Source organism: Salegentibacter sp. UBA1130 (assembly GCF_002311535.1).
Taxonomy (GTDB): Bacteria; Bacteroidota; Bacteroidia; order Flavobacteriales; family Flavobacteriaceae; genus Salegentibacter; species Salegentibacter agarivorans.
Window position 1 is genome coordinate 393,358 of the sequence record NZ_DCAP01000038.1, and the last position, 16,850, is coordinate 410,207.

16 protein-coding genes and 1 tRNA gene are annotated in these 16,850 nt (G+C 37.5%); 9 read left to right on the plus strand and 8 right to left on the minus strand.

The genetic code is table 11. The features are described from left to right. Positions 1-4 precede the first annotated feature (4 nt). The gene (locus B4F31_RS16710; RefSeq protein ID WP_286761785.1) at positions 5-2,302 is read left to right on the plus strand and encodes an alpha/beta hydrolase family protein; all 2,298 of its coding nucleotides are present in this window, start codon (positions 5-7) and stop codon (positions 2,300-2,302) included. A gap of 50 nt (positions 2,303-2,352) precedes the next feature. On the opposite strand, the gene B4F31_RS16715 is transcribed toward B4F31_RS16710, so the two are convergent. The 3 genes from B4F31_RS16715 to B4F31_RS16725 form a co-directional block, all read right to left on the minus strand. Beyond that, complete coding sequence (locus tag B4F31_RS16715) at positions 2,353-3,006, minus strand: HD domain-containing protein (RefSeq protein ID WP_286761786.1); 654 nt, start codon at positions 3,004-3,006, stop codon at positions 2,353-2,355. A gap of 156 nt (positions 3,007-3,162) precedes the next feature. After that, positions 3,163-3,894 (minus strand): lysophospholipid acyltransferase family protein, encoded by a 732-nt coding sequence (locus B4F31_RS16720; RefSeq protein WP_286761787.1) that lies wholly within the window; start codon positions 3,892-3,894, stop codon positions 3,163-3,165. A 220-nt stretch (positions 3,895-4,114) separates the two neighbouring features. Next, the gene (locus B4F31_RS16725) at positions 4,115-4,525 is read right to left on the minus strand and encodes a BrxA/BrxB family bacilliredoxin (protein ID WP_075325523.1); all 411 of its coding nucleotides are present in this window, start codon (positions 4,523-4,525) and stop codon (positions 4,115-4,117) included. 218 nt (positions 4,526-4,743) lie between these two features. Between B4F31_RS16725 and B4F31_RS16730 the strand changes: the two genes are divergently transcribed. Then, positions 4,744-5,478 (plus strand): TerB family tellurite resistance protein, encoded by a 735-nt coding sequence (locus tag B4F31_RS16730; protein WP_075325524.1) that lies wholly within the window; start codon positions 4,744-4,746, stop codon positions 5,476-5,478. On the opposite strand, the gene B4F31_RS16735 is transcribed toward B4F31_RS16730, so the two are convergent. Then, positions 5,475-7,745 (minus strand): TonB-dependent receptor, encoded by a 2,271-nt coding sequence (locus tag B4F31_RS16735; protein WP_286761788.1) that lies wholly within the window; start codon positions 7,743-7,745, stop codon positions 5,475-5,477. The two genes, B4F31_RS16730 and B4F31_RS16735, sit on opposite strands and share 4 nt — an antisense overlap. A 156-nt stretch (positions 7,746-7,901) precedes the next feature. Between B4F31_RS16735 and B4F31_RS16740 the strand changes: the two genes are divergently transcribed. From B4F31_RS16740 to B4F31_RS16750, 3 genes are all read left to right on the plus strand, one after another. After that, positions 7,902-8,558, plus strand: coding sequence for a metal-dependent transcriptional regulator (locus B4F31_RS16740; RefSeq protein ID WP_075325526.1), 657 nt, complete (start codon positions 7,902-7,904; stop codon positions 8,556-8,558). Next, the gene (locus B4F31_RS16745; protein WP_075325527.1) at positions 8,559-9,380 is read left to right on the plus strand and encodes a ZIP family metal transporter; all 822 of its coding nucleotides are present in this window, start codon (positions 8,559-8,561) and stop codon (positions 9,378-9,380) included. It abuts the gene before it with no gap. Between the two features lie 70 nt (positions 9,381-9,450). Further along, a complete protein-coding gene (locus B4F31_RS16750) occupies positions 9,451-9,912 on the plus strand; it encodes a hypothetical protein (protein WP_286761789.1) in 462 nt (153 codons plus the stop codon). On the opposite strand, the gene B4F31_RS16755 is transcribed toward B4F31_RS16750, so the two are convergent. From B4F31_RS16755 to B4F31_RS16770, 4 genes are all read right to left on the minus strand, one after another. After that, positions 9,909-10,058, minus strand: a complete 150-nt coding sequence (locus tag B4F31_RS16755; RefSeq protein ID WP_177195687.1) for a hypothetical protein — start codon at positions 10,056-10,058, stop codon at positions 9,909-9,911. The two genes, B4F31_RS16750 and B4F31_RS16755, sit on opposite strands and share 4 nt — an antisense overlap. 35 nt (positions 10,059-10,093) lie before the next feature. Next, complete coding sequence (gene feoB, locus B4F31_RS16760) at positions 10,094-12,196, minus strand: ferrous iron transport protein B (RefSeq protein WP_075325529.1); 2,103 nt, start codon at positions 12,194-12,196, stop codon at positions 10,094-10,096. Position 12,197: 1 nt separating this feature from the next. Continuing rightward, complete coding sequence (locus B4F31_RS16765; protein WP_075325530.1) at positions 12,198-12,428, minus strand: FeoA family protein; 231 nt, start codon at positions 12,426-12,428, stop codon at positions 12,198-12,200. A gap of 133 nt (positions 12,429-12,561) precedes the next feature. Further along, the gene (locus tag B4F31_RS16770; RefSeq protein ID WP_075325531.1) at positions 12,562-13,233 is read right to left on the minus strand and encodes an SCO family protein; all 672 of its coding nucleotides are present in this window, start codon (positions 13,231-13,233) and stop codon (positions 12,562-12,564) included. Between the two features lie 223 nt (positions 13,234-13,456). Here B4F31_RS16770 and rseP point away from each other — a divergent pair, with 223 nt between their 5' ends. The 4 genes from rseP (at position 13,457) to B4F31_RS16790 (ending at position 16,712) form a co-directional block, all read left to right on the plus strand. Then, complete coding sequence (gene rseP, locus B4F31_RS16775) at positions 13,457-14,773, plus strand: RIP metalloprotease RseP (protein WP_075325532.1); 1,317 nt, start codon at positions 13,457-13,459, stop codon at positions 14,771-14,773. A gap of 109 nt (positions 14,774-14,882) precedes the next feature. Next, positions 14,883-14,956: transfer RNA gene (locus tag B4F31_RS16780), tRNA-Asn, on the plus strand. Positions 14,957-15,102: 146 nt separating this feature from the next. Next, on the plus strand, positions 15,103-16,182 hold the full coding sequence (locus B4F31_RS16785; RefSeq protein ID WP_286761790.1) for a PAS domain-containing sensor histidine kinase: 1,080 nt from the start codon (positions 15,103-15,105) through the stop codon (positions 16,180-16,182). Positions 16,183-16,409: 227 nt separating this feature from the next. Continuing rightward, positions 16,410-16,712, plus strand: coding sequence for a hypothetical protein (locus B4F31_RS16790; protein WP_093306669.1), 303 nt, complete (start codon positions 16,410-16,412; stop codon positions 16,710-16,712). The last annotated feature ends 138 nt before the right edge of the window (positions 16,713-16,850 follow it).

Here is a 16,850-nt window from a genome sequence, read left to right on the forward strand (position 1 = left end):
AATTATGAAAACACTTTTAAAATTCCCATTCGTAATAGCCTTATTGTTGATAGGAGGCTCTATAAAAGCTCAGGATTTGTATGGATCCTATAGTGGCAACCTTGATGTACAGGGCACGCAACTGGAGTTAATTTTTAATATTTCATCGGGTGAAGATAGATGTGAAGCCACCCTGGATGTTCCTGCCCAGGGAGCTTCAGGAATCGAACTGGATTCGGTAGTTTTGCAAGACGATACCCTAACCATTAAATCGGCCAAAATGCAAATGACCTATACAGGCACATTAACCGATGATTGTATTGAAGGGACTTACAAACAAATGGGCAAAGAATACCCGCTAATATTGAAGAAAACTGTGAAGAAAAAACCAGGAAACATTGCATTGCCATCTACCGATGCCGAATTAGATAAACTCGCTGCGAAAGAAACTGGAGATTACAAATACTCAGTAGAAGATTATTTTACAACCCCCGAAGCCTTTTCGTTTCAGCTATCTTCAGACGGAAAATACATAGCATATATGAAGCGAAGAAAAACCGGTGAGCGCGACCTGTATTTAAAGGAAACTGCAACCCAAAAAGAAACCCTTCTGAAAAAACAAGAGGAAGACTTAATTCGTGGCTTTTCCTGGGCAAACAATGAACGTATTTTATACCTTCAGGATAAAGGAGGTAATGAAAACTATCACGTATTCGGGGTAGATGTTACTGGCGAAAATGGTAAGGAGCTTACACCTTTTGAGGGAGTAAGGGTTAATATAATAGAGTCTTTAAAAGAAGACGAAAACCACGTGATTGTGCAGATGAATAAGGACAATTTGCAACAGGAAGAGCCGTATCGTCTTAATATAAATACGGGCGAGGTTACCAAATTGTACACTGTACAAGATGGGGACCCACCGGTTGCTGGATACAATTTTGATCGTAAAGGCAACTTGCGAGCTATTACAAGAATTGTGGATGGTGTAAATACAGAGCTGCTTTATAAGATTGACGGCGAATTTAAACGGGTGAAACTTACCGAGTTTGGTGATACCTTTGGCATTTCTTCTTTCAACCCGAATACTGAAAATCCAGACGATGCTTATGTGGTTTCTAATCTTGAAGATGATAAAATAGAGATTCAACTTTACGATTTAAAGAAGGACAAAAAGATAAAAACTGTTTTCAGTAATGATACTTTTGATGTTTCGGGTATCTCGCTTTCCAGAAAACGCAATTATGAAATAGATTATTTTAGCTATACAGGAGAAAAAACAGTGGTTGTTCCGGTAAGTGAGACTTATAAGAAAATCTATAAACGTTTACAAAAAGAATTTGGCGATAAGCAGTTTTTCACTGTTGGAAAAACCGATGATGAGTCGCAATATATGGTTGCGGTTACCAGCGATAAAATTGTGGGTGAATACTATCTATACGATGTAGAGAAAGATAGTGTGACCTTATTATATAAATTGTTGCCACAGTTAAAAGCTGAAGATATGGCAAGCATGAAGCCTATTAGCTTTACAAGTCGGGATGGGTTAACGCTTCATGGATATATTACACTACCCAACGAATATAAAGAAGGATTACGTGTACCTTTGATTGTAAATCCGCACGGCGGGCCGCAAGGAATTCGTGATAGCTGGGGTTTTAACCCTGAAGCACAATTGTTTGCAAGTCGTGGGTATGCAACTTTACACGTTAATTTCAGAATTTCCGGGGGCTATGGGAAGAAGTTTTTAAAAGCCGGCTTTGGGCAGATAGGTCGTAAAGCCATGGACGATGTAGAAGACGGGATAGATTATGTGGTAGAACAAGGTTGGGTAGACAAAGACCGTGTGGCGATTTATGGCGGTAGTCACGGTGGTTATGCTGTATTGCGCGGAATGACGAAAACACCCGATAAATATGCCTGTGGTGTAGATTATGTTGGAGTTAGCAACTTAAACACCTTTATGGAAACTATTCCACCCTACTGGGAAAAATACCGCGAGTTATTGTATAAAATATGGTACAATCCAGGTATTCCGGAAGAAAAAGAAATTATGGACGAAATTTCTCCGGCATTGCATGTAGATAAAATAAAGAATCCTTTGTTAGTGGTGCAGGGAGCCAACGATCCTCGTGTAAATATAAACGAGGCTGATCAAATTGTGGAAACCCTTAGAGAAAAAGGTGTAGAGGTTCCTTATATGGTGAAATATGATGAAGGACATGGCTTCGGTAAAGAAGAAAACCGATTGGACCTGTATAAAGTTATGATGGGCTTTTTTGCAGAACATCTTAAAGTAGAACAAGCAGAGCCGGTTAAAGGCTAGTTATTCGTACAGTTAAATTAAAAGGCTGGTCCAATTTGCACTGGCCTTTATTATTTTGTGCCTTCCCACTCTGCATAAAATTGCTCCAGATAAAGTTCCATAAATTCATGGCGCCTTTTGGCAATCTCCTTTCCTGTTTTAGTATTCATTCGGTCTTTTAGTAAAAGCAACTTTTCGTAAAAATGATTAATTGTTGGTGCGGTAGAAGCTTTGTATTCTTCTTTGGTCATATTTAAATCGGGTTCAATTTCAGGATCATAAAGGGCACGGCCTTTAAAGCCGCCGTAATTAAAGGTTCTGGCAATACCTATTGCACCCAGCGCATCTAATCTGTCGGCATCCTGAACTATTTCCAACTCTATAGAATTAAATTCCTGCTGAATATTTCCGCCTTTAAAAGATACATTTTCTATAATCTTCACTACGTGATTAATAATTTCACCTGAAACCTCTTGTTTCTGAAGAAATTCTGAAGCCACTTTTGGACCCACACTTTCATCGCCATTATGAAATTTTGAATCGGCTATATCGTGAAGCAAAGCGCCTAATTCTACGATAAAAAGATCCGCATTTTCATTTTTTGCAATCAGTTTCGCATTATTCCAAACCCGCTGAATATGAAACCAGTCGTGACCTCCTTCAGCATTTTTAAGGGTTTCTTTTACGAAGGCTTCAGTGTTTTTTAATATCTGGGGTTTATTCATATTTAAATCAAAGAATATTTTTGGAAGTGTCGCTTCGTCAAGCTGAACTCGTTTCAGCTTCTAAGGATCTTAGATCTCCGAATAAATTTCGGAGCAGGCTCTGAAATAAATTCAGGATGACGCTTTAATATACCTACAGGCGGTTATTTTTTATATTTATTTAATATCAGCAATAATAGTTCGTTCTACTTTGGCAACCAAACCTTCGGGATCGTCTGATGTTACGGCAATAGGTTCGTGAACTTTCAGTTTAATATGGACGCCCGGTTCCATAGGGAAATTACCGTATTTAAAGAGTTTCCAGGAATTATTGATGGTTATGGGAACTATTAAAGCTTCTGGCATTTGTTTAAAAAGCATTTGCATTCCGCTTTTGGCAAACTTTTTTGGTGCCCCGGTTCGGCTGCGGGTTCCTTCTGGAAAAATTACCGCAGAATGGTTTGTCTTGTTGAGGTATTTGGCAAATTTCGCCATTTTAATAAGCGATTCCCTGGGATTTTTTCTGTCTATCAATACCGAACCTCCGTGCCGTAAATTAAAAGAGATACTTGGAATTCCTTTTCCCAATTCTTTTTTGCTTACAAATTTTGGATGGTGTTTTCTTAAATACCAGATTATTGGGGGAATATCATACATTCCCTGGTGGTTAGCGACGAAAATGCAGGGTTTTTCTATTGGAATATCGTGGGGGTTTTCTATAGTAAAACGTGTGCCCAGAATATTTAAGCAACGCATTAAAAAGAAATTAAAGATATCTACACTTTTTTTATGCGGCTGGTAGCCACCAAGTTTTAAGCACAACCATTGGATGGGATGAAAAACCAGTAGGTTTAAAAAAAAGAAAAAATAGAATAAAACCGATAAGGGGTATGAAAGTATTTTTTTCATCACTTAGATTATGCGGCTAAATTAAGTATTTAAGCCGAAAACCTACAAATACTAATGGGGGAAAGGGAAATAAAAAAGGTCTGAAAGATCACTTTTCGTCAAGCTGAACTTGTTTCAGCTTCTAACCTAATTATAAGTTAGATCCTGAATTTATTTCAGAATGACGTTCTTAAAGCTCTTTCAGACCTTTTTTCAATAATTTATTATACTAGATCGCTGCTTAACAAAACTCGTTATAAGCTCCAATAAGGTTTTCAGCAATCATTTCAGCCGGGCGGCCTTCAATGTGGTGACGCTCTAACATGTGTACTAATTCACCATCTTTAAAAAGTGCCATAGAAGGTGAAGATGGAGGAAAAGGAACCATTAAACTACGAGCCTTTTCGGTAGCTTCTTTATCTACACCTGCAAAAACTGTTACCAGATTATCAGGTTTTTTTGCATTTTGTAAAGAAATTCTGGCGCCTGGTCTTGCATTGGCCGCAGCACATCCACAAACTGAATTTACAACTACCAGGGTAGTTCCATCTTTCTTCATTGCGTTCTCTACATCTTCTACACTGTGTAATTCTTCAAAACCAATGCTGGTAAGGTCTTCACGCATAGGTTTTACTAAATCTGCTGGATACATATATTTGTTTTTTTGTATTAAACTTTAGTAAGTTACAAAGATACCAAATTAACTTCAGCTGCCCATATTTCAATTAATTATGTGCTAATAGGCTAAATTGATGAATCTAAGCTCGTTTGTACTTAGAATTGATTTGAATTTTGAGTGAAGGCTTTAAGCAAATAAATCTCATTTAATGAGTAAAATGGTATCTTTGCCGCTTATTTAAAATTTTCTTCATGTTTAAATGGATTGCAGCCGTGATTGGCTATATGTATTTCCGGTTTCCGGGAGCCATTTTAGGTTTTATAATAGGAACGTTAATAGATAACTGGACCAAGGGAAGTGGTGGAGCCTTTAAGCAAATGTTCGGGCAGCAAGATCAAACTGTATCTCCCGGGGATTTTGAACTAAATTTACTCTCCCTATGTTCCCTGGTAATTAAGGCAGATGGACAGGTTTCACAGTCTGAAATGGATTATGTACGCTCCTATTTTGTGCAGGCCTATGGGAAAGAACGTGCCAATGCAACATTTAGAACTTTTAATGAATTAATTAAAAATCGTGAAATTTCAGCATCAAGAATTTCACAATATTTGGCTGCCAGAACAAAGTATCCTGCACGTTTGCAAATAATTCACTTTCTCTTCGGAATAGCGCAAGCCGATGGCCGTGTTAGTGAAGCTGAAGCTCGCGTAATCCAGGAAATTGCCGGCTATCTTAGAATTGGCCGAATGGATTTTGAAAGCTTAAAAGCTATGTTCTTTAAATCTGCCGATAATGCTTATAAAATCCTTGAAATTGAAAAATCGGCTACTGATGCTGAGGTTAAAAAAGCATACAGAAATATGGTTAAAAAATATCATCCCGATAAATTAGGCCATATGGACGAAGCTTATAGAAAAGGAGCGCAGGAAAAATTTAATAAAGTGCAGGAAGCTTACGAACAAATTCAAAAAGAACGCGGAATTTAAAATTTATATTTCAAATTCAGCATAAAATTCCTGCCTGGGCTACTCACGTTAAACGCTCTTAAAATTGACATATGGTCTACATAGTTTTTATTTAAGGCGTTATAAACTGTAATTCCCGTCTCCAGCTCATCGTTTCCTAAATTAAATTTCTTACTTATTCCTAAATTAAGCAATGAATAACCGGCTGTAGTTTCTTCATTGAAACCTGCCCTGTTTTGGTCGCTTACCATTCTTAATTTTGAAAAAGCATAGAATGATCTATCATTTAAGCCGAAATAACCAACTTCCAGGTTAAAATTATCCGGTGGGATAAAACTTAAATTTCTATCGTTTTTAAGATCTTCTGCCCTTACAATAGCTCCTGAAAATTTTGTTTCCAGGCGTTGCTGGTCAAGCCAGGTATGTTTTATCTCAAATTCAAATCCGTATAAGTTAGCATCGGTTTGGAGATAAGACCAAATTTCCATGTTTTCATCTGGCAATGTTTCATCGGTAGCGGTGAAATAAATATAATTGTTTACCCGGCTACCAAATGCTGAAAAAGTACTTTCAAACCTGTTGTTGCGGTAAGTATAACTTAAATCTGCCTGTATGCTTTGTTCCCTGCCAAATTGATCGTTTCCCTTTTCAAATCGGCTGGTGCCGGAATGTGGACCGTTAGAGAATAATTCAGCCAGATCTGGAGCTCTAAAACCGGTGGAAAAATTAAACTTTAGTTGATTCTTGGCGTTAAATTTTTTAGTGGCGCCAATAGAACCGGTAAATCCGTTAAATGTCCTGGTAAGTTTTCGATTTTGAGGATTCCCGGGAAGGATATAGTCGTCTGCAATTAGTTCTTCTGAACTGGCATCTGCGGTAACATTTCTATAATCGTAACGAAGGGCGCCCTGGAGAAACCAACTGTCAATATCTAAACTCGCCAGGTAGTAGATTCCGTTTTCAAAGATTTCGGCATCAGGAATTAGAAATTCCTGTGAATTTTTAATGTTCTGGGTTTTTACAAAACTTCCCTGTGTTCCCAGGCTATGCTTTATTTTTCCGTTAGGAAAAGTTATTCTTGCATTGTAGAAGCTGTGGTTTTGCTGCAATCCAAGATCTACAAGATCAAAATCCTGCTCCACTTCCTTTCTATTATTTGAGTGGTGTGAAAGGTGTAGAGAGGTCTCAAAATTCTCGTGTTGCGTAGTTTGATTATAAGAAAGCAAATAGTCTTTTACCTCCTGAAACGGCAATTGCATATCCCTGTCATTTCGACCGGTGGCGAGGCTTTTTGAATCCTCCATTTCTTCATCCAGGATAATTCCTAAATTTTGATCATTAAAAGAAAATGATAATTTATTCTGAAAGTTTTCTTTTTCTATTCCGGTGTGTAGTCTAAGTGTCTTTGTATTGAATCGGCTGTTTCCAATTAATCTTCCATTCCCGTTTTTATAATCTGCGTGATTCTCATAAGCAAGATCGGTAGCTATAAAAATCCCATATTCAAAAGATTTCCCTAGAGAAGCATAGGTGCGAATTCCGTTGGAAACATTATTAAAAGTGGCACCAATATTTCCGGAAAACCTTGGGGATTCTTTGTAAAATTCGTCATCCCGAGTGAGTAGAACGCCGCCCAAAGCACCGGAACCATATAAAACTGAAGCAGGACCTTTAATAACTTCTACTTTTTTAATGCCGAGATCGTTAATTCCCAGGCCGTGATCTGCGCCCCATTGATGATTTTCCAGCTTATTTCCCTGGTAAATAGTAACCACCCTGGAAAATCCAAGTCCGCGGATAAAAGGTTTCACTATACCCTGGCCGAATTCTGCTCCATAAACACCGGGAACTTCTCGTAAACTTCCCATCATCCCGTTAGGGTTTCCTTTGCTTTCAATGCCCTGCATATCTATACTGGACACATTATAAGGCGTGCGGCGTGTAAGCCCGGTTTGTGTATCTACAATCAAGACCTCATTAAGTTCTTCAGAAGATTTCTCCAGTTGTACATTAAGCGTTTTGCTTTGTCCTTCATTTATTAGAATATCACGGCTAAACTTTTTAAAACCAATAGCGCTAACCTCAATACTATGATTCCCTGCCGGAATATTTTTCAATAGGAATTTACCGTCTTTATCGGCCGTAGTACCAAGGGCGGAAGCTTTGATATAAACATTTGCAAAAGCCACAGTACTGCCTTCTGAAGTAATTTCCCCCGAAAGTTTTCCGTGCTGGGCAAAGCCAGAAAAACTGATTAGTGTCAAAAATATTATTGCTAATGTTTTCATTTTCTCATTTTTGCCAAAACTATAAAATATATTTAGATAAGTCTAAAAATAGGTTTTTAATTTTAAAAATGTATTTTTGGGAAATGAAAACTGCCTCGGAGTAAGCTAACGAGGTGCTATTGGTTTTAAATCGCGATTATCGAGCAAATTTGAAGTATGTTTAGTTTTTCAGAAGAAAATTATCTTAAAGCAATCTTTCATTTAGAAAGAAAATACCAGGCTGGTGTAAGCACCAACGCACTGGCGGAAGAAATGGATACCAAGGCTTCCTCGGTGACTGATATGATTAAAAAACTATCGGAAAAGGAACTGGTGATCTATAAGAAATACCAGGGAGTAAAACTAAGTGAATTAGGAGACAAGACCGCTATCCAGGTAATTAGAAAACACCGCTTATGGGAATATTTTCTGGTAGAAAAACTCAATTTTAATTGGGATGAAGTACACGATATAGCCGAACAACTGGAACATATTAAATCTGAAAAACTTACCCACGAATTAGATAAATTTCTCGGTTTTCCTAAACGCGATCCTCACGGAGATCCAATTCCTGATGCTGAAGGAAACTTTAGTGTAGCTAATAAAATGCTGCTTTCTGAATTGGGGAAAGCAGAAAAGGGAATTTGTGTAGGCGTAAAAGATTCTTCATCTGAATTTTTAAGGTTTTTAGACAAGAATAATATTGCCTTGGGGAAAGATATAAAAGTGCTTGAAAAGGAAGCTTTTGATGGGTCTATGCTAATTCTAATAGAAGAAAGAGAATTGAGAATTTCACAATTAATATCAAATAATCTATATATAAAAATCCAATAGATGGAAGAATTAATCGCTTATTTTGAACAATTAGACCCGGTAATGGCAGCATTACTGGCTACAATTTTCACCTGGTTACTTACCGCTGCGGGAGCTTCTTTGGTTTTTCTATTTAAAAACATGAATAGAAAATTATTTGACGGGATGCTTGGGTTTACCGGTGGTGTTATGGTGGCTGCCAGTTTTTGGAGTTTATTGGCGCCGGGGATAGAAATGAGCCCCGGAGAAGGTTTTGAAAAAACAGTTCCGCCGCTTGTGGGATTTGGACTGGGAGCACTTTTTCTATTCGGACTTGATAAAGTACTGCCTCACCTGCACGTAAACTTTAAAATGAGTGAGACTGAAGGAATTAAAACCCCCTGGCATAAATCTGTTCTACTTACCCTTGCCATTACTTTGCATAATATTCCTGAAGGATTGGCCGTAGGGGTGCTTTTTGGAGCTGCGGGTGCGGGTCTGGAAGGGGCCAGTATTGGTGGTGCTGTGGCTCTTGCCATAGGAATTGGTTTACAAAACTTTCCTGAAGGTTTTGCGGTTGCCATGCCGCTTCGTGGGCAGGGAATGAGCCGTTGGAAAAGTTTTAATTTTGGTCAACTTTCGGCTATTGTAGAGCCTTTTGCCGCGGTGCTTGGTGCCTGGGCGGTGATGACTTTTGAGCCTATTTTACCCTATGCACTTTCTTTTGCCGCCGGTGCGATGATCTTTGTGGTGGTAGAAGAAGTTGTTCCGGAATCTCAAAAGGGGAATTTTACCGATATTGCAACTATGGGCTTTATTGTAGGCTTTATGGTGATGATGACCCTGGATGTTGGTTTAGGTTAAAATCTCTTGCAACATTTAAGTTGAAGTGTAGTCTTTATAATAAAGAACTATGCAAGTAAACCCCAGAAATATGAAATTGACTTACGCTAACAGCGTTTTTCATCTTTTAAAACCAGCTTTGTTGGTTTTCAGTCTTTTTCTTTTTGCTATTTCTGCATCAGCGCAAGATGAGGCCGAAATTGAAACATATTTTGCTGAAACTAAGTTGGGAGAATCTTTTAATTTTAATGAAAGAACAATCCATTTTAAAGAAGTGTTGGTAGATTCAAGATGTCCCAGCGATGTAACCTGTGTGAGAGCCGGGGAGGCAAAAATTCTGGTAGAAATATTTAAAGGTGAAAAATCTTTGGGAAAAGAAACTATTAGCCTGGGAGCAAATGTAAATTCCTTTAAAACCAGCCTGGCTATTTTTTTTGAGGAAGAATTAGATATAGAATTCCTGTCGCTTTCCCTATATCCAAAAACTTCAAGAAAGATAAAAGCTTCAGATTATCAACTTCAGTTTAAAATAACTGAAACAGTAAAGCGCTAATCACAACCACAACCCGAAACTCCGCAAGCTTTGGTCTTTTCAGATTTCTTCTTTAAGAATGCAGGTTTCCATATAAATTTTGTTAGGATATATCCTAATGCGATCGCGAAGGTTATAAAAACGAGAATTTCCTGTATTAATTCCATAATATTTAAGTCGTTTTATAATATTTAACTTACACTTATTTTAATAATTGAAAAGCCGCTAAAGCTACAAAGTAGGCGAATAAGGTCATTACCACCAACTGCAAAACAGGCCATTTCCAGGTATTAGTTTCTTTTTTCACAATGGCCAGAGTACTCATACATTGCATTGCAAAAGCATAGAAAAGCAACAAGCTAACCCCGCTGGCAAAAGTAAATAGCGGCCCACCTAAAATTGGGTTGATCTCTGCGGCCATCCGGTTTTTAATGGTTTCTTCTTCATCGCTACCTACACTGTAAATTGTAGCCAAAGTTCCTACAAACACTTCACGAGCGGCAAAAGAACTTATTATCGCAATTCCAATTTTCCAGTCATAACCCAAAGGCGCTACAACCGGTTCAATACCTCTTCCCATAATCCCGATATAGGAATTTTTTAATTTGAATGAGGCAATTTCTTCGTCAAGCTCATCTTCTGTGATATTGCTTTGCTCGTCATATTGCTCGCTCACAATTTCACTCGCGTTATTAAAATTATCTCCCGGCCCATAACTGGCTAAAACCCATAAAATAATTGAAATTGCGAGGATTATTTTCCCTGCTCCAAAGACGAAAGATTTGGTTTTTTCAACCACATTTATGGCAATGTTTTTTCCCATTGGTAACTTGTAATTGGGCATTTCAATTACAAAATGGCTTCGGTTTTTTATATTCAGAATTAAATTCAAAATCCAGGCAGAACCAATGGCCACACCAAATCCTAAAAGATACAGCAGCATTAAGGTTAATCCCTGCAGGTTAAAACCCCATACGGCGCGATCTGGAATTACCAGGGCGATTATTATTAAATAAACCGGTAATCGTGCTGAACAGGTGGTAAAAGGCACCACTAAAATGGTGATTAAACGCTCTTTCCAACTTTCAATATTACGTGTAGCCATCACTGCCGGAATTGCGCAGGCGGTTCCTGAAACCAGGGGGACAACGCTTTTTCCGCTAAGTCCGAATTTTCGCATTATTCGGTCCATTAAAAATACCACCCGACTCATATAACCGGTTTCTTCTAAAATTGAAATAAAGAAAAACAGGAAAGCAATTTGGGGAATAAAAATTACAATTCCGCCGAGGCCTGGTATAATTCCTTCAGCAATAAGATTTGTAAAAGCTCCAGCCGGTAGGGTGGTTTTTATCCATTCGCTTAAAAAAGCGAAAGTTTCATCAATGAGATCCATTGGGTAGCTGGACCAGCTATAAATTGCCTGGAAAATTAATAAAAGAATTCCAAAAAATATGGCGTAACCCCAAACTTTGTGCGTAAGAACACGATCTAACCGAGAACGTAAATCTTTGGCAGAACTCGCGTCTACCTTCATAGTTTCCTTTAGCACACCATTTATAAACTGGTACCTTAAAATGGTTTCTTTATGCTGAAGTTTCTTTAATTCGGTGTGAGATTTGGTCTCAAAAAGTTCAGAACTACTTATCTCATTTCTATTAATATTACCGAAGTTTACATCTTGAGTAATTACTAACCAAAGTTTATAAAGTGATTGGTTGGGGAATGCTTTGCGCAGTCTGTCAAAATATTCTGGGGCAATAATTGAGGCATTTACGCAAGGCTCGTCTGAAATATGGCGATAATTGATTATTGCTTCTTTAAGCTCATCAATCCCGGTATTTTTTCGGGCGCTGACCAGGGTAACTTTTGTTTTTAAACGCTCTTCAAGTAAATCTACATCCAGAGAAATTCCTTTACGCTCCATCCTGTCGGCCATATTAATTACCAGGATTGTTGGAATCCCAAGGTCTTTAATTTGGGTGAAAAGAAGCAGATTTCGTTTTAAATTCTCTACATCGCTAACAACAACAGCAACATCGGGATAATCTTTATCGCTTTTATTCAGCAATAATTCTATGACCACGTTTTCATCTAAAGACGAAGCGTTAAGACTGTAAGTTCCCGGAAGATCTAAAATATGAGCTTTAAGTCCGCGGGGAAGTTTGCAGATTCCCTCTTTTTTTTCAACCGTAATTCCGGGATAATTTCCCACTTTTTGGTTAAGCCCGGTGAGCTGATTAAAAACAGAGGTTTTCCCGGTATTGGGGTTTCCTATGAGAGCGACATTTATTTGTTTAGCCATGTTAGCTTATAAGGTCAATTTCTATAAGTAAAGCGATTTCTTTTCTAATGGCCAGGTGGCTGCCGTTTATGTTAAGGTACATTGGATCCCTAAAAGGAGCCATTTGCAGCATTTGAACTTCATTGCCCGGCAAACAACCCATTTCGAGTAATTTAAGCGGAATATTTTCTTCAGAAAAATCTTTGATAATTCCGCGTTCACCACGTTTTAAATCGGCCAGGGTTAGTTTCACTTTTTATTTAGATTGATTTTAAACAAGACAAAAGTAAGGTAAAATTTCAGCAGGAAAAAATTTCAGATAAAAAAGTCGGTTTAGCCTTTAATTATGGCTTAAAGTGCTTCTGGCTGCAGTTAAACTTTCGGAGTTATTTATATTCAGCTTTTAACACTTTTATATCGTGTAAAAGGTCTTCTATAGCTTCGGCATCCGTTCCGTCATAAAAACCTCGAATGCGTTTTTCTTTATCTACCAGCACAAAATTTTCGGTATGAATCATATCATACGGTCCGCCATCACCATTGCTTTTTGAAGCGAGGTAAGATTTGCGGGCGAGGTCGTAAATATGTTTCTTATCCCCAGTAACAAGATTCCATTTTTCATCAAGCACCCCTTTTTCTATAGCATATTCTTTTAAAACCGGTACCGAATCTGTTTTTGGGAAAACAGTATGGGAAAGTAATAAAACTTCAGGATCGTCTTTAATTTTCTCCTGAATTTTCAGCATATGATCAGTCATCACTGGGCAAATGGTTAGGCAGGTTGTAAAGAAGAAATCGGCTACATAAATTTTATCTTCATAAAAATCTTCAGTAATAGTATCGCCGTTTTGATTAATGAGTTTAAAATCTTTTACGGTGTGGTATTTACGAACATATTGAACGGTAGAATCTACCAATTCGGCATTTACCATATCGGGCTGAAAAACAGGCAAACGTTCTTTGGGATTTAAGAGCGTGTAAATACTATAGATTATAATTACCGAAAGTATAAACAGGACGATGGCAAATTTCTTGAGCCAGGCAAAAAGATCACGCATACTTTTAGATTTTCAGGCAAAATTACTCGATAATCGAGATTTTAATGCTCCGAGGTTTGTCTCGAAAATTAGACAATTGTTTACTGCAAAATTAAGTGCTAACAATCAATTAGTCGCAGTTTAAAACTTAAAATTTCAGATGTCTAAAACAGGAGGGCTTTAAACTTTTTTAGGAGATTATAAAAGTTTACTTTTGTGCGATTTAAAATTTGAAGCATTACGCATGGATCCATTTATAGTTAAAGCCATACAGTTACTGTTAAGCTTGTCTTTACTTATAGTCTTACACGAACTTGGGCATTTTATTCCCGCTAAAATATTTAAAACCAGAGTAGAAAAATTCTTTCTCTTTTTTGATGTGAAATTCGCATTGTTCAAGAAGAAAATTGGCGGTACCGTTTACGGTATTGGCTGGTTGCCTTTAGGAGGTTATGTGAAAATTTCAGGAATGATAGACGAAAGCATGGACAGGGAGCAAATGGCAAAACCGCCAGAACCCTGGGAATTTAGAAGTAAACCTGCCTGGCAGCGTCTCATAATTATGCTGGGAGGAGTTACCGTAAACCTGGTACTTGGTTTTCTTATTTATATGATGATCATGTTTGTTTGGGGTAAGAATTATGTGGGTCCAGATGAAATGCCTGAAGGTTTTGCAATTGCTGAAGAATTTAAACAATACGGGTTTGAAGATGGCGACCGCGTTTTGCAAATAAACGGGGAAGACCTTCAAAATAGCGACGATGTAAATCGGTATTTATTTATGCGCGATGTAAATAGTATTACCGTTTTACACCAAAATGGCGAAGAAGAAATTATTGAAGTTCCTGAAGATATAGGGGAGCAAATGTGGGAGAAAGGCATTATGATACCTTTTATTCCTATTCAGAATGCGGTATTGGATAGTGTGATGCCCCAGCAGGCTGCCGAAATTGCCGGACTTCAAAAAGGAGACAGCTTAATAGCATTAAATGAACAGGAGATTGGTTACTGGCATGAAATAAAGCAAATAAGCCTGGAAAATAAGGAAAAGGAAATGGAACTCGTGTTTAAGCGAGGTGATGAAATTAAGAGTGTGATGATAGCGCCAGATGAGGAAGGCATTCTTGGTTTTTCGGTTAAACGTAACTTTGAAATTAAACAACAAAAATATGGTTTAGCTGAAAGTATAAAAGAAGGTTTTGACTATGGTTATTGGACTTTACACGACTATGTGGCCCAGTTTAAATATGTCTTTACTCAAAAAGGAGCCACACAATTAGGTGGATTTGGTGCCATTGGCGGTTTATTTCCCGATACCTGGAACTGGAAGGGATTTTGGCATACTACAGCCTTAATTTCTATAATCCTTGCATTTATGAACATCTTGCCAATACCGGCTTTAGATGGCGGGCATGTGATGTTCCTCTTATATGAAATGGTAACCGGCAGGAAACCTAACGATAAATTTATGGAAGTTGCCCAAATGGTTGGCTTTTTTATCTTAATCGCACTGGTACTTTATGCCAATGGGAATGATGTATACCGTTGGTTATTTGAGTGATAGAATTAGATTGAATTTTTTCTCGAAAAAAACCTGAAAAAAATTCAATTTTTGTTTTGCGGTGATTTAAAATTTGGTTTATATTTGCAACCGCAAAAGAGCGAAACACTCCTCCTTAGCTCAGTTGGTTAGAGCATCTGACTGTTAATCAGAGGGTCCTTGGTTCGAGCCCAAGAGGGGGAGCTTAGTAAAGACAAGCCTTTCGAGAAATCGGAAGGCTTTCTTTTTTTACTGGGTACAACATAGGTACAACATTTTTTTCTGCCAGGAATTATCCCAAAAATTCGTAATATTTTTATCTACTTTTACTTCTGAAGCCCTAAGCTAAAATGGAAATAAAAAATATTAAAAATGAATTTGATCTGGAACCCTTCTTTTCGCTTTCGCACGATTATTTATGTATTGCCGGATATGATGGATACTTTAGAAAAATAAATCCAGCCTTCGTAAAATTAATGGGATATACTCAGGAAGAGTTATTTGCGAATCCCATTAGTCATTTTGTTCATCCCGAGGATAAAAAGAATACGGCCGATACGCGAGCAAAGATTTTGGAAGGAGTACCCTTGTTACATTTTCAAAACCGTTATTTAAAAAAATCAGGTGAAATTGTGTGGCTCACCTGGACCTCCATTCCGGTACCTGATAAAGAATTAATCTACGCTATTTCCAAGAACATTACCCATCTTAAAAAGCTAGAAGAAGATCGTCACATCCGAATACGAGACCTTACATCAAAAAATTCAGGGCTTACACAATTAAGTTATACTACGGCTCACGATCTAAGGTCTCCGGTAAACAATCTAATTTCTCTTGTTAATCTACTAGATCGCTCCAAAATTCAGGATGATGAAACCTTGCTGTATCTGGAGTTATTAGAAAAATCGGTTCATAAATTAAAAGCTACTTTAAACGATCAGGTTGATCATCTTCAGGAAAACCGTTTGCTAAATCGCAATTTCGAACCGGTGAATTTAAAAGATATAATTCACAACATTGTAGGTTCGTTACAATCTCTAATTGAAGAAACCGAGACTAGTTTTGAAATTGATTTTTCTGAAATTGAATTTCTTAAGGTTAACAAATTTTACCTGAATAGCATCTTTCTAAATCTAATCACCAATTCCATAAAATATGCTAAACCGGGAATTCCACCCATAATTTCTATTAGTTCTAAAAAAAATGAGACCGGTTCTCAAATTCATTTTGTAGATAACGGAACTGGTTTCGATATGGAAAAAAGTGAGAACAGGCTATTTGAATTGCACCAAAAGTTTACAGATCATAAGGACAGTAAGGGAATTGGTCTATATCTGGTAAAGAGTTATATGAATAGCTTAGGTGGTGATATTGATGTTAAGAGCAAAACCGGAGTTGGGACTTCTTTTATTTTAAGTTTCAAAGATTGAAGAATAACGCAAAACTTCTTATGGCAATTGTAGATTTTACTCCATTTGATGTATTCCCACACGTATAAAGGCCTACTCTTTCTGGTAGATAATTTGCAGATGGAAACTTCATACTGGGTGGTCTGAGCGTTATTATGATTTCCCACCTATTTTTCTTTTTACTATATTTAATAGCCTGAAAGGTAGTTGGTAACTATGGAAAAATTTATTCTTGAGTCTGAAAAGCAGTGGCCAGGTTAAGATCTGGAATCAATGATTTCATAGAAGATAAAATTGAGGGGAGTACTACCAATCTGATTCTTTTTATCCTTTCCTTCTTTATCCTTGTCGTTTTAAGTTTCAGTTTAATTTTTGGTGTAGAAACTATAATAGACAGTTACGTCTATTTTCTAGTACTTCTTATAGTGCTGGCGGTAGTTTTGGTTTGGCTGGCCATATTCTATGAATCAGATAAACACCTGGAGACCGATCGGCATTATTTTAAGGTGGAACCTATTGATAAATACCAGATAAGAATACATCAATCTTGATAAAAACGCTAAAGAGCAGTTTCTTAGACTGCTCAAAGGCCGAAAGGTACAGGAGAAGATAAATTTCACCGTTGGTAATAAAAGCGGGGATTCTGCAAACCATAGGATTCTCTTTGTCTTATTCGATGAATTGTTAGT

What these genes read in the sequence shown, in the direction of transcription:
- B4F31_RS16725 (WP_075325523.1), bottom strand. Translation starts at nt 4,525, where the DNA reads ATGTATCCAGCAGATTTAGTAAAACCTATGCGTGAAGACCTTACCAGC.
- B4F31_RS16710 (WP_286761785.1), top strand. Translation starts at nt 5, where the DNA reads ATGAAAACACTTTTAAAATTCCCATTCGTAATAGCCTTATTGTTGATA.
- B4F31_RS16740 (WP_075325526.1), top strand. Translation starts at nt 7,902, where the DNA reads ATGTTTAGTTTTTCAGAAGAAAATTATCTTAAAGCAATCTTTCATTTA.
- rseP (WP_075325532.1), top strand. Translation starts at nt 13,457, where the DNA reads ATGGATCCATTTATAGTTAAAGCCATACAGTTACTGTTAAGCTTGTCT.
- B4F31_RS16720 (WP_286761787.1), bottom strand. Translation starts at nt 3,894, where the DNA reads ATGAAAAAAATACTTTCATACCCCTTATCGGTTTTATTCTATTTTTTC.
- B4F31_RS16750 (WP_286761789.1), top strand. Translation starts at nt 9,451, where the DNA reads ATGAAATTGACTTACGCTAACAGCGTTTTTCATCTTTTAAAACCAGCT.
- B4F31_RS16745 (WP_075325527.1), top strand. Translation starts at nt 8,559, where the DNA reads ATGGAAGAATTAATCGCTTATTTTGAACAATTAGACCCGGTAATGGCA.
- B4F31_RS16715 (WP_286761786.1), bottom strand. Translation starts at nt 3,006, where the DNA reads ATGAATAAACCCCAGATATTAAAAAACACTGAAGCCTTCGTAAAAGAA.
- B4F31_RS16755 (WP_177195687.1), bottom strand. Translation starts at nt 10,058, where the DNA reads ATGGAATTAATACAGGAAATTCTCGTTTTTATAACCTTCGCGATCGCA.
- B4F31_RS16770 (WP_075325531.1), bottom strand. Translation starts at nt 13,233, where the DNA reads ATGCGTGATCTTTTTGCCTGGCTCAAGAAATTTGCCATCGTCCTGTTT.
- B4F31_RS16785 (WP_286761790.1), top strand. Translation starts at nt 15,103, where the DNA reads ATGGAAATAAAAAATATTAAAAATGAATTTGATCTGGAACCCTTCTTT.
- B4F31_RS16735 (WP_286761788.1), bottom strand. Translation starts at nt 7,745, where the DNA reads ATGAAAACATTAGCAATAATATTTTTGACACTAATCAGTTTTTCTGGC.
- B4F31_RS16730 (WP_075325524.1), top strand. Translation starts at nt 4,744, where the DNA reads ATGTTTAAATGGATTGCAGCCGTGATTGGCTATATGTATTTCCGGTTT.
- feoB (WP_075325529.1), bottom strand. Translation starts at nt 12,196, where the DNA reads ATGGCTAAACAAATAAATGTCGCTCTCATAGGAAACCCCAATACCGGG.